This is a genomic window from Sphingomonas sp. CCH5-D11 (assembly GCF_001557395.1).
In the GTDB taxonomy this organism is placed as follows: domain Bacteria; phylum Pseudomonadota; class Alphaproteobacteria; order Sphingomonadales; family Sphingomonadaceae; genus Sphingomonas.
The window spans coordinates 1-12379 of record NZ_LSKH01000238.1 but is presented as its reverse complement, the minus strand read 5'-3'; the positions used below and the strand labels follow the sequence as shown (position 1 = coordinate 12379).

The 12379-nt window shown below is 65.8% G+C and carries 11 protein-coding genes; 1 reads left to right on the top strand and 10 read right to left on the bottom strand.

All coding sequences use genetic code 11. The features are described 5' to 3' along the window. From purL to aroQ, 7 genes are all read right to left on the bottom strand, one after another. On the bottom strand, nt 1-2085 hold a 2085-nt coding region (purL, locus tag AX702_RS14885; RefSeq protein WP_066780871.1), incomplete at its 3' end, for a phosphoribosylformylglycinamidine synthase subunit PurL. A 58-nt stretch (nt 2086-2143) separates the two neighbouring features. Next, nucleotides 2144-3787 carry a calcium-binding protein gene (locus AX702_RS14880; protein WP_066780869.1) on the bottom strand — a complete coding sequence of 548 codons (1644 nt, stop codon included), beginning with the start codon at nt 3785-3787 and terminating at the stop codon, nt 2144-2146. Nucleotides 3788-3857: 70 nt separating this feature from the next. Continuing rightward, nucleotides 3858-5294, bottom strand: coding sequence for a phospholipase D-like domain-containing protein (locus AX702_RS14875; protein ID WP_066780867.1), 1437 nt, complete (start codon nt 5292-5294; stop codon nt 3858-3860). After that, nucleotides 5291-5611: an arsenate reductase family protein gene (locus AX702_RS14870; RefSeq protein WP_066780865.1), complete on the bottom strand. Its 321-nt coding sequence runs from the start codon at nt 5609-5611 to the stop codon at nt 5291-5293. The genes AX702_RS14875 and AX702_RS14870 overlap by 4 nt, the downstream gene beginning before the upstream one ends. 171 nt (nt 5612-5782) lie before the next feature. Beyond that, complete coding sequence (accC, locus tag AX702_RS14865) at nt 5783-7132, bottom strand: acetyl-CoA carboxylase biotin carboxylase subunit (RefSeq protein WP_066780863.1); 1350 nt, start codon at nt 7130-7132, stop codon at nt 5783-5785. A 1-nt stretch (nt 7133) separates the two neighbouring features. Beyond that, a complete protein-coding gene (gene accB / locus AX702_RS14860; RefSeq protein WP_066780861.1) occupies nt 7134-7622 on the bottom strand; it encodes an acetyl-CoA carboxylase biotin carboxyl carrier protein in 489 nt (162 codons plus the stop codon). Between the two features lie 34 nt (nt 7623-7656). After that, a complete protein-coding gene (gene aroQ, locus AX702_RS14855) occupies nt 7657-8103 on the bottom strand; it encodes a type II 3-dehydroquinate dehydratase (protein WP_066780859.1) in 447 nt (148 codons plus the stop codon). Nucleotides 8104-8207: 104 nt separating this feature from the next. Between aroQ and thiS the strand changes: the two genes are divergently transcribed. Beyond that, nucleotides 8208-9215, top strand: a complete 1008-nt coding sequence (gene thiS / locus AX702_RS14850) for a sulfur carrier protein ThiS (RefSeq protein ID WP_082746292.1) — start codon at nt 8208-8210, stop codon at nt 9213-9215. Nucleotides 9216-10190: 975 nt separating this feature from the next. Here the strand turns inward: thiS and AX702_RS14845 are convergent. The 3 genes from AX702_RS14845 to AX702_RS14835 all read right to left on the bottom strand — a co-directional run. Continuing rightward, nucleotides 10191-10799 carry a DedA family protein gene (locus tag AX702_RS14845; protein WP_066780858.1) on the bottom strand — a complete coding sequence of 203 codons (609 nt, stop codon included), beginning with the start codon at nt 10797-10799 and terminating at the stop codon, nt 10191-10193. 127 nt (nt 10800-10926) lie between these two features. Beyond that, nucleotides 10927-11880 (bottom strand): glutathione synthase, encoded by a 954-nt coding sequence (gene gshB, locus AX702_RS14840; RefSeq protein ID WP_066780856.1) that lies wholly within the window; start codon nt 11878-11880, stop codon nt 10927-10929. A 121-nt stretch (nt 11881-12001) separates the two neighbouring features. Further along, nucleotides 12002-12379: YraN family protein (locus AX702_RS14835; protein WP_066780854.1), on the bottom strand; the 378-nt coding region annotated here is incomplete at its 5' end.

The following is a 12379-nucleotide window of genomic DNA, read 5'->3' as shown; positions in this document are numbered from 1 at the left end:
CGGCTCGGCCTCGACCCCGGCGTCGAGCGCGGCGTGGAGGAAATCGGCCAGCGCGTGATCGTGGACGGTGACGATGTAGACGCCCTGATCCTCGGCGAAGAAGCTGTGCGCGCAGTCATAGGGCTGCTTGCGGTCGATCATTGCGCCGATGTTGCCGGCGAGCGCCATTTCCGCGAGCGTGACGGCGATGCCGCCATCGGAGACGTCGTGGACGGCGGAGAGCTGGCCAAGGTCGATCGCCTGGCGGATGAGATCGCCGGTCGCCTTCTCCTGCTGGAGGTCGACGCGGGGCGGGGGGCCTTCCTCGCGGCCGTGCACCTCGCGCAGCCAGAGCGACTGGCCGAGATCGCCGCGGCGCGTGCCGACCGCGAGGATCACGTCGCCCGAGCCCTTGAAGGCGATGGTGGCGCTCTTGGTCCAGTCCGCCATCAGGCCGACGCCGCCGATCGCGGGGGTGGGGAGGATCGCGCTGCCGCCGCCGGTCGCCTTCGACTCATTGTAGAGCGAGACGTTGCCGGAGACGATCGGATAGTCGAGCGCGCGGCACGCCTCGCCCATGCCGTCGAGGCAGCCGACGATCTGGCCCATGATCTCGGGGCGCTGGGGGTTGGCGAAGTTCAGGCAGTTGGTGATCGCGAGCGGCTTCGCGCCGACGGCGGTGAGGTTGCGCCACGTCTCGGCGACCGCCTGCTTGCCGCCCTCGACCGGGTCGGCGTAGCAATAGCGCGGGGTGCAATCGGTGGTGATCGCCAGCGCCTTGTCGGTGCCGTGGACGCGGACGACCGCGGCGTCACCGCCGGGGCGCTGCACCGTGTCGGCGCCGACCATGTGGTCATATTGCTCCCAAATCCAGCGGCGGCTGGCGATGTCGGGCGAGCCCATCAGGGTCAGGAGATCGGCGGCGATGTCCTTGCACTCCGGCACGTTTACCAGCGCCTTGGCGGGCGGGGTGGGGACGTGCGGACGATCGTAGAGCGGGGCCTCGTCGGCGAGCGGGGCGAGCGGAATGTCGCAGACCACATCGCCCTGCCACTTCAGCACCATGCGGCCGGTATCGGTGACATGACCGATGACCGCGAAATCGAGCTCCCACTTGCGGAAGATCGCTTCGGCGAAATCCTCGCGGCCGGGCTTCAGCACCATCAGCATGCGCTCCTGCGATTCGGAGAGCATCATCTCGTAGGGCGTCATGCCGGTTTCGCGCTGCGGCACGTCGTCCATGATCAGCTCGATGCCCACGCCGCCCTTCGACGCCATCTCGACGCTGGAGGAGGTGAGGCCCGCCGCGCCCATGTCCTGAATCGCGACGATCGCGTCGGACGCCATCAGCTCGAGACAGGCCTCGATCAGCAGCTTCTCGGTGAAGGGATCGCCGACCTGCACGGTGGGGCGCTTCTCCTCGGCATCCTCGCCGAAGTCGGCGGAGGCCATGGTAGCGCCGTGGATGCCGTCGCGGCCGGTCTTGGAGCCGACATAGACGATCGGATTGCCGACGCCGCTGGCAGCCGAATAGAAGATCTTGTCGGTATCGGCGACGCCGACCGTCATCGCGTTGACGAGGATGTTACCGTCATAGGCGGGGTGGAAGTTCACCTCGCCGCCCACGGTGGGCACGCCGACGCAATTGCCATAGCCGCCGATGCCGTGAACCACGCCCGAGATGAGGTGGCGCATCTTCGGGTGATCGGGGCGGCCGAAACGCAGGGCGTTGAGGTTCGCCACCGGCCGCGCGCCCATCGTGAACACGTCGCGCAGGATACCGCCGACGCCGGTCGCCGCGCCCTGATAGGGCTCGATGTACGACGGGTGGTTGTGCGACTCCATCTTGAAGATGGCGGCCTGACCGTCACCGATGTCGATGACGCCGGCATTCTCGCCCGGGCCGCAGATCACCCAGGGCGCCTCGGTCGGCAGCTTCTTCAGGTGGATTCGCGAGGATTTGTAGGAGCAATGCTCCGACCACATCACCGAGAAGATGCCGAGTTCCACCAGGTTCGGCTCGCGGCCGAGCGCGTGGAGCACGCGGTCATATTCCTCGGGGGACAGGCCGTGTTCGGCGACGACTTCAGCAGTGATGGCGGTCATGCGCGCGCGATAGCGATGGAGGCGGCCGGTGTCACCACACCGACCGCCTCCAAGTGCATCAGAGTTGCAGGCTGAGCACCGACGGATCGACCAGATCAACGACGACAAGGGCGAAGTCCGCAGCCATGTCGCCATCCATATCGGCGTAGATCACGGTGTTGCCGCGATCCGCCGCGATGCGCAGCTCGCCTGCCACGCCGCTGAACGCCGCATCGCCGATGAAGGAGAAGGCCTGATCGCCCGCCTCTGCCGCATTCGAATCGATGCCCGACAGATCGATCTGATCACCGGCGGTGAAATCCACGATGCGATCGGCCGTGCCGAAGGTGGCGCCGCTGTCGTTCACGTCGGCAAACACGAACACATCGTTGCCAGCACCGCCGGTGAGCCGATCCCTGCCTTCGCCACCGACGATCACGTCCGCGCCGGCACCGCCGGCGATCACGTCGTCGCCAGCACCGCCCCAGATTTCGCCTGCGACTTCACCGTCACCGCGATAGTCATCATTGCCTTCGCCCAGATCGACATTGCCGATGATCTGGCCCTGATTGCGGACCTTGTCGTCGCCGGCGCCCGCGTCGATCGCAATCTCCGCATCGGTGGCGATGGTGCCGCTGTTGATGATGAGATCGTCAAAATCGCCAATGAAGCGGACGGCATAGCCAAGTTCGGCCGAGACGGTGCCGTCATTGATCAACGTGGTTTCGGCATAGGCGCCGTTGCGATCGCCATCGTCGATCAGGATGCCGTTGCTCTGGCCATGAATGAGACCGCCAGCGAGATTGTTGATGCGGCCACCGCCGGCGGCGATGCCATCAGCGAAATTCTCGATGAGATCCGCCCCGATCCCCTCGATCGTGCCGGTGTTGCGGATGCTGACGAGATAGTCGACGTCCACGCCGTCTCCATCGCCATCGCCGAAGCCGTCATAGCGACCGCTGATCAGGCCGTTGTTGACGACCGTGACATAGCCGTCACCATCGGCAGCCTCGGTATCAAAGTTCACGCCCGAACCGTTGCGGCCGATGATGACGCCGCCAGCCGCATTCTGGATCAGGGCGTCATTCGCGCCGGTGATGCCATGCTTGCCGCCTTCGATATGACCAGTCGAAAGGTTGACGACCTTGCCAGCGACACCGCCGTCCTTCGGCTGGAAATCGATCGCATCGCCGCCCGACGTTTCGCCGTCCAAGGTGCCGGCGAGGATAGTGCCGCCATTGATCACGGTGATCGCGGTCGCGGCGTCATGGCCGGGGCGGACCACATCCGAATCGCCATCGTTGGTGATCAGGCCACCCGCCATGTTGCGGAGCGTGATCGTGCTTGCACGCAGATCGCGCATCGCGATCGCATGATCATCGCCACCGATGATCGAGCCGAAGTTGGTGAACAGCACGTCGCCGGTGGTGCCGTTTTCCGACGACAGTTCCACGGCGACCGCATCGGCCGAGATGGTGCCGCGGTTGGAAAGGCGCAGATCCAGCACGCCCGAGAACTCACCGACCAATGCGGCATCGCTGCTGCCGGTAACGGAGATGGTGCCATCGTTGCGGACGATCGCGTCGTTGCCGGTGATGCGCACGGCAGGCGCACCGCCAGTGCGGGCAATGGTGCCGCCTTCACGGATCCACAGCGCGTCACCAGCGCCGACGATCGTTTCCGTCGTGATCGTCTCGCCATCGCGAACCCTGATCCGTGCCATGCCCTAAGCCTCCCTGTAACGGTGCGAGAATACGCACCTCGGCAGGTCGGTTAGGCAGCGGACATGACCATCACGCGACGCGGCGGTGACGTTTCCGTTTCAATCGGGCGAGCAGGCGCTGCCGCTTGGTCAATGGCTCGAACATTTCCTCCGGACCTTCCGGATCCAGGATCTTGTTGTCGGCCAGCCACGCCTCCACGCCGGTGAGATCGGGAACCTCATAGGGCACGAGCGTCTTGCCCCGACCGCGCAGCCGCTCAATCGCGCCGATCAGGCCATGGGCGGCGATGGCTTCGGTTACGGTGGCCGGTTCGGTCCCAAGATGCTCCGCGATCAGATCATCGCGGATCGCGGCAATCTGATCGCCGTCCTGCTCGATCGTCACGTCGCACTCCGTGTCGAGGCGGAGCGAGCGATTGTTGAAATTGGAAGAGCCGATGCGGATCACTTCCTCATCGATCACCAGCACCTTGGCATGGACGTAGATTGGCGTGCCGCCGGCGGTGTGCGGGTGGTACAGGCGCAGGCGGCCGTGGACGTCACGCTGCTTCAACGCCTGAAACAGCCGGGCGCGCGCGGTGTCCATCGCGATCGGTTCAAGCCAGCCCTGCGCGGTGACCGGATTGATGATGACGATTTCCGGCCCGTCCGGCTCATCGAGCCGCCGGGCGATCGCCTCGGCGACCCGGCGCGAGGCGAAATACTGGCTTTCAGCGTAGATGCGCCGCTTCGCCCGGGCGATCAGCGTGAGGTAGAGCTGCTCAATCTCCCGGATCGATTCCTGCGGGCCATATTCCGGCTGCGATCGGGAGATGGCGACGTCGATGTTGCGGAAATCGGGCTTCAGGTCTGCCGGCCAGCAATCAACCGGAGCGTGCGGCACCGGGATGGCGTCACCCCCCGCGATCTGCCAGCGTGTGCGGCACAAGTCGCCCAGCGCAGCGGCGATCGGCCCCTCGAGCGCCGTTGTCGCGTCATGCCACGGACCGTTGGCAAAACCTCTGGGGGAGGTGCGGTGCGGATCATCATCGAGATGCGCGCGCGTGTCCCAGCGCTCGTCCGTCATGTCGATGCCACCGCAAAAGGCGAGGCAATCGTCGATCACCACGATCTTCTGATGCTGCGACGCGCCGACCGGATGATGGCCATCGAGCTTCAGGTGGATCCGCTTGCGCAGGAAACGCCATTTGGTGAGCGTCCACAGCGTCTTGCCACGAAACAGCGTCTTCAACGCGCCCTTGTCCCAGCGCAGGATATAGACGTTGAGATCGGGGCGGCGCTTGACCAGCCAGTTGATGAACTCGCCGACCTCCGTGGGAACGCCGGGCGGCTCATCCTTCCAGGCGAGGCGGATGCGCGCGTCGAAATCCCAGCCGACCAGCAGGATCTGCTTGCGCGCCTTCATCATGGCGGCGCGCGCGACGCGGAAATAGGTGTCGGCGTCAATCACCACCGCGGCGCGGCTCGCGCGTTCGATGCGCCAGCGGGCCTCTTCGGGCAGGTTCACAGGATGGTGCGGACGCGTTCGGGCGGGCGCGCGAGAACGACGCCCTTTTCCGTTTCGACCAGCGGGCGTTCGATCGTTGCGGGATCGGCCGCCATGGTGTCGAGCGCCGCATCATCGGTAGCGGCCTTGGGCGCGTCCTTGCGCATCGCATCGCCCGGCGCGATGCCGGCGCGGGCGTAGAGGCGCGCGAGTTCGTCCCGGCTGGGCGGGGATTTCAGATATTCGACGATCGTGACGTCAATGCCCGCATCATTGAGGATCGCCAGCGTCTCGCGGGACTTGGAGCAGCGCGGATTGTGCCAGATCGTCGCCTTCAATGCCGCGCTCCCTTGTGGTTGCTGGTTTCTCGCACCGGATTGTGAAGGCGCGATGTCTCTTTCACTTTCGTCATCCCGGCCTTGCGCCGGGATCCAACGTGCCGGGTACTCAGGTGCATCAGCGTCCGCAGAACCTTGGATCCCGGCGCAAGGCCGGGATGACGGATTGAGTTATTGTTGGCGAGCCAGCCATTCCTCCAGCCACTTGATCGTATAGTCGCCCTGCTGGAACTCGGGATCGTCCAGCAGCGCCTGGTGGAGCGGGATGGTGGTCTTCATCCCCTCAATCACGAACTCCTCCAGCGCGCGGCGCAGGCGGCGAAGCGCGCCCTGGCGGGTGGTGCCATAGACGATCAGCTTGGCGATCATGCTGTCGTAATAGGGCGGCACCTTGTAGCCGGCGTACAGGCCCGAATCGACGCGCACGTGCATGCCGCCGGGGGCGTGATATTGCTTCACCAGGCCCGGCGAGGGCGCGAAGGTGCGCGGGTCCTCGGCATTGATGCGGCATTCGATGGCGTGGCCGCGGAAGACGACGTCCTCCTGGCGCAGCGTCAGCGGATGGCCCTCGGCGATGCGGATCTGCTCACGAACGAGATCGAGGCCGGTGATCGCCTCGGTCACCGGATGCTCCACCTGAAGCCGGGTGTTCATCTCGATGAAGTAGAACTCACCGTTTTCCCACAGGAACTCGATCGTGCCCGCGCCGCGATAGCCCATGTCGGCCATCGCTTTCGCCACGATGCCGCCCATCCGCTCGCGCTCTTCGGCGGAGATGATCGGGGAGGGGGCTTCCTCCAGCACCTTCTGGTGGCGGCGCTGGAGCGAGCAATCGCGCTCGCCAAGGTGGATTGCATTCCCGTTGCCGTCGCCGAACACCTGGAATTCGATGTGGCGGGGGTTGCCGAGATATTTTTCCATATAGACGGTGGCGTCGCCGAACGCGGCCTTCGCCTCGCTGCCGGCCTGCGCCATCAGCGTGTCCATCTCGTCCTCAGTCGGCACGACCTTCATGCCGCGCCCGCCGCCGCCGCTCGCGGCCTTGATGAGCACCGGATAGCCGATGTCGCGCGCGAGGCGCTTGGCCTCGGCCGAATCGGTAAGCGCGCCATCCGAGCCGGGGACGAGCGGCAGGCCGAGCGCGCCGGCGGTGCGCTTCGCCTCCACCTTGTCGCCCATGGTGCGGATATGCTCGGGCTTCGGCCCGACGAAGATCAGCCCGTGCGCTTCCACGATCTCGGCGAACTTGGCGTTCTCGCTGAGGAAGCCATAGCCGGGGTGGATCGCATCCGCGCCGGAGATTTCCGCGGCCGAGATGATGTTGGCGATGTTGAGATAGCTCTCCGCCGCAGTGGGCGGCCCGATGCAGATCGCCTCGTCGGCGAGGCGGACGTGCATCGCGTCCGCATCGGCGGTGGAGTGCACCGCGACGGTCTTGATCCCCATCTCATGGCAGGCGCGGTGGATGCGCAGTGCGATCTCACCGCGATTGGCGATCAGGAGCTTCTTGATTTCCGGCATGTTACTCGACGACCACCAGCGGCTGGTCGAATTCGACCGGCTGGCCATTGTCGACCAGGATCGCCTTCACCGTACCGGCGCTGGGCGCGGTGATCGGGTTCATGACCTTCATGGCCTCGACGATGAGCAACGTGTCGCCGGCCTGCACCTGCTTGCCCACCGCGATGAACGGCGCGGCACCAGGCTCCGCCGCGAGATAAGCGGTGCCGACCATCGGCGAGCGCACGGCATTGGCGAGCGACGGCTCGGCCGGTGCGGGCTCGGCCGTCGGAAGCGCGGCGGTGGCCGTGCTCGGCGCCGGTGCGGCGGCCGGAGCTGGTGCGTGATACACGGCTGGCGCGGCGGCAGCGGCAGCCTTGCGCGCGACGCGGATGCGGCGATCCCCGTCCTCTACCTCAATCTCGGTGAGCTGCGTCGTATCGAGCAGCTCGGCAAGCTGGCGGACGAGATCGACGTCGACCTTCATCGCTCCGTTTTCCTTATCGCTCATTGCGACCCTTTCCCTGAACAGGGCGCGCGCTGTGTCAGAACCGCGCCGCCGCTTCAAGCGCGAGCAGGTACGACAGCGCACCGAACCCTGCGATTGTTCCACGTGCGGCACGGCCGACGTAGGAGAGATGGCGAAATTCTTCCCGCGCGTGCGGATTGGACAAATGTACCTCTATCACCGGGGTGCGGACGGATTTGATCGCGTCATGAATGGCGATCGACGTATGGGTGAAGGCGGCAGCGTTGAGAATCACCGCTTTGGCGCCTTCGGCCTGCGCCTCGTGCAGCCAATCGACGAGATGCCCCTCGTGATTCGACTGTCGCATGTCGACCTCCAGCCCGAGCTCACGGGCGCGATCCTCCAGCTGACCGGCGATATCATCCAGCGTGTCATGGCCGTAGATTTCCGGCTCGCGCGTGCCGAGCAGGTTCAGGTTCGGGCCGTTCAGGACGTACACGAGATTCTTCGGCGTCGACGACAAGCGAGGCTCCTTCCTTGAACGGCATGTGCGCCAAGCCTAGGTGGAAGGCAATTCATCTGACCAACGACAAGTGACAAGGGCCGCGTGCGCCCGCGAAGGACATCATGCCCCATACCGACGGAACCGTATCGATCACCGTGAACGGCGCGCACCGGCGCGTCACCGCGGGGCTGACGCTGGCGCAGCTCGCGACCGAGCTGGGGCTGATCCCCGAGAAGGTGGCGGTGGAGCGCAACCTGGAAGTGGTGCCGCGTTCGACCCTGGCCGAGGTGTGCGTGGAGGATGGCGACGATATCGAGATCGTCCATTTCGTGGGCGGCGGGGATCACGGTGCATCCGTTGCGACCGACAGCTGGACGGTGGCGGGGCAGACGTTCCGTTCGCGGCTGATCGTGGGCACCGGCAAGTACAAGGACTTCGCGCAGAATGCCGCCGCGGTGGAAGCATCGGGCGCGGAGATCGTGACGGTGGCAGTGCGGCGCGTGAACGTCAGCGACCCGAACGCGCCGATGCTGACCGACTTCATCGATCCCAAGCGTTACACCTATCTGCCCAATACGGCTGGCTGCTTTACCGCGGACGAGGCGATCCGCACCCTGCGGCTGGCGCGCGAGGCGGGCGGCTGGGATCTGGTGAAGCTGGAGGTGCTGGGCGAGGCGCGCACGCTCTATCCCGACATGCGCGAGACGCTGAAGGCGACCGAGGTCCTGGTGAAGGAGGGCTTCAAGCCGATGGTTTATTGCGTCGACGATCCGATCGCCGCGAAGCAGCTGGAGGAAGCGGGCGCGGTGGCGATCATGCCGCTGGGCGCGCCGATCGGATCGGGGCTGGGCATTCAGAACCGCGTGACGATCCGGCTGATCGTGGAAGGCGCCAAGGTGCCGGTGCTGGTCGATGCCGGTGTCGGCACGGCAAGCGACGCGGCGGTGGCGATGGAACTGGGCTGCGACGGCGTGCTGATGAACACGGCCATTGCCGAGGCGAAAGAGCCAGTGATGATGGCGGCGGCGATGAAGGCAGCGGTGGAGGCGGGGCGCCTGTCGTACCGCGCCGGGCGCATGGGAATTCGTCGCTACGCCGATCCGTCATCGCCGCTTGCCGGGTTGATCTGAAGGCCGGGCTTTTGCGGCCTCGTCTGCGGCGTTGCTTATAGCTGGGGCAATGCGGGGGCGCGGTTTCGCGACTCCAGTGGGATGAGGTGCGCGGCCCGGTGGATGCCGGGACGAGCCCGGCATGACGCAGTGCGTTTGGCAGGCCACGCCGTGTGAGCCGAGACGGCGGGCATCGGGTGAGGCGGGCGGCGCTGTGGCTGGTTGGCGAGCGCAGCGTTTGCGGAACGTTGGATCCCCGCGTTCGCGGGGATGACGCTGGATTTTGGGCGCTGTGGCTGATTGGCTAACGCGGCCTTTGCGGAATGTTGGATCCCCACCTGCGCGTAAGTGACGCGGGTTTCAGAATTTGATCCAGCCAGATTGATCCGCCTTTCAGGCGAAAGCCGGGGCCCAGTTGCGCGACAAAGCTGGCAGGCACATCGGACTTTGCCAACGCTTTCCCATCTGGACCCCGGCCTACGCCGGGGAGGTGCTTCCAGGGGCCTGGATCAAACCGGAGGGCGCTGTGGCTGGTTGGCGAGCGCAGCGTTTGCGGAACGTTGGATTCCCGCCTGCGCGGGGATGACGGTGGGTACGGGCGCCGTGGCTGGTTGGCGAGTGCGGTTTGTGCGAACCTTGGAGCTCCGCCTGCGCGTGGGTGACGCGGGTTTCAGAATTTGATCCAGCCAGATTGATCCGCCTCCCCGGCGAAGGCCGGGGCTCAGTTGCGCGACAAAGCTGGCAGGCACATCGGACTTTGCCAACGCTTTCCCAGCTGGACCCCGGCCTTCGCCGGGGAGGTGCTTCCAGGGCCTGGATCAAACCGGAGGGCGCTGTGGCTGCTTAGTGCGCGCAGCGTTTGCGAAACGTTGGATCCGCGCCTGCGCGGGGATGACGGTGGGTACGGGCGCTGTGGCTGGTTGGCGAGTGCAGCGAGCGCTGAGCGTTGGCTCCCCGCGTTAGCGGGGATGACGGTGAGGTTCGGCGGCGGGGCGATCAGCCGCGCTGTTCGCGCGGCTTCCAGGTGAAGACGCGGTAGAAATAGAGCAGCACGATCGCGACCACCGTGGCGACGGCGAGCGGGCCGACGAACTTTTCCACCTGCTCCATCTTCAGCCCCAGGAACAGTCCGGCACCGGCGAGCACCGCATTCCAGATCGCGCTGCCGACAAAGGTGAACAGCAGAAACTTCCACAGCGGCATCTTCGCCATGCCCGCAGGGAGCGAGATCACCGTGCGGAAGGTGGGGAGGAACCGGAAGACGAAGATCACCCAATGGCCGTATTTCTGGAAAAAGCGATTCAGCTGCTCCACATCATCCCATTCCATCGTCATCCAGCGCGAATAGCGATCGACGATCGGCTTGAACCGCTGAATGCCGAGGCGGCGGCCGATCTCATACCAGAACATGTTGCCAGCGGTGGTGCCCAGCGTGGCCCAGAAGATCAGCCACCACAGATCCATCTGGCCGCGAGCGACGGCCATGCCGCCCAGGCCCATGATGACCTCCGAGGGGATCGGCGGAATGATGTTTTCCAGCGCCATCAGCAGGAAAATGCCGATGTACCCCCCGCGGGCGATCAGATCGATGATGATGTCAGTCATTGAGGGTCAGCAATCGTCCAGTTGAAGCCGGAGGGTCGGCGGATTCACGCTCGCCCGCCCACGCGCTATGCCCGCTTTGTTGCAAGCGTGGTAGCGGCTGCGTAGTTTCCGTGGCGCGAGCAGAGGATCAGCGCGCCGCGACACGCCGTTCGATGGCATCCCAGATCAGCCCGGCCACGTCCGTGCCATCGAATCGCTCGATGGCGACGATCCCGGTGGGCGAGGTGACGTTGATCTCGGTCAGCCATTCGCCGCCGATCACGTCGATGCCGACAAAGATCAGCCCGCGCCGCTTCAGTTCCGGGCCGAGCGCGGCGCAGATCTCGCGCTCGCGCTCGGTCAGCTCAGTCTTTTCTGCCGACCCGCCGACCGCCAGGTTGCTGCGGATCTCGCCTTCACCGGGCAGGCGATTGATCGCGCCGGCGACCTCGCCGTCGACCAGTACGATGCGCTTGTCCCCCTTGGCCACGTCGGGAAGGAACGCCTGCACCATGTGCGGCTCGCGGTAGGCAGTGTTGAACACCTCCATCAGCGCAGAAAGATTTTCACCCTCCGGCCCGACGCGGAAGATCGCCTTGCCGCCATTGCCGTGGAGCGGCTTGACCACGATGGCACCGTGCTGGCGCAGGAAAGCGCGCGCCTCGTCGAGTGAGCGGGTGACGAGCGTGGGGGGCATGAAGCGCGCGTAATCGAGGACGAACACCTTCTCGGGCGCGTTGCGGACGCTGGCGGGATCATTGACCACCAGGGTGCGATCGCTGATCCGCTCCAGAAGGTGCGTGGCGGTGATATAGCCAAGATCGAAGGGCGGATCCTGCCGCATCAGCACGACATCGGCCCCGTCACCGAGATCGAGGCTGACGGGATCGCCGGCGTCGAAGTGATTACCGACCTCCCGCCGTACCGTCACCGGCCGCGCCTGCGTCCACAAGCGACCGTCCGACCAGTTCAGATCCTCCGCCGCGTAATGGAACAGGCGGTGGCCGCGCGCCTGCGCCGCCAGCATCAGCGCGAAACTGGAATCACCCGCGATGTTGATCGATTCGAGCGGGTCCATCTGGACGGCGACGGTGAGACTCACGCAAACCTCCGTTCGGCCCGGCTGGAGAAAAGGCGGGCGCCTTTCCCTGGCCGTGCAGTGGCAATAACAGGCCGCGGGAGATGCGGCGTCTACCGGCAGGTAGGGCGGTGCGCCTGGCTTGTCACCCGATCCAGGCATTCTCGATGTGCCGCGGCGCGGCGCCGGGCGCCAAAAGGATCACATCCACGCGGATATCCTCCCCGGCGGTGGCATAATGCGGCATCAACAGCTCGGCGGCCGCCGCGACGCGGGCGAGCCGGCGCTGGTCGATGGCGAAGTCCAGCTCGGCCGCACTGGACCGCGCCTTCACCTCGACAAAGGCGATCAACTTTCCCTTTTGCGCGATCAGGTCCACCTCGCCCGCCGGGGTGCGCACGCGATGATCGAGGATGCGCCAGCCCTTGAGCCGCAGCCACCAGGCGGCGAGCCGTTCGCCGCGCCGGCCGGCGGATTCGGCGGTGCGGCGTTGATCGGGGCTGAGACGCGAGCGGGCGGGGCG

Excerpts from the sequence above, each read along its gene's own strand:
- AX702_RS14880 (WP_066780869.1), bottom strand. The coding sequence starts at position 3,787 with ATGGCACGGATCAGGGTTCGCGATGGCGAGACGATCACGACGGAAACG.
- AX702_RS14845 (WP_066780858.1), bottom strand. The coding sequence starts at position 10,799 with ATGACTGACATCATCATCGATCTGATCGCCCGCGGGGGGTACATCGGC.
- accB (WP_066780861.1), bottom strand. The coding sequence starts at position 7,622 with ATGAGCGATAAGGAAAACGGAGCGATGAAGGTCGACGTCGATCTCGTC.
- thiS (WP_082746292.1), top strand. The coding sequence starts at position 8,208 with ATGCCCCATACCGACGGAACCGTATCGATCACCGTGAACGGCGCGCAC.
- accC (WP_066780863.1), bottom strand. The coding sequence starts at position 7,132 with ATGCCGGAAATCAAGAAGCTCCTGATCGCCAATCGCGGTGAGATCGCA.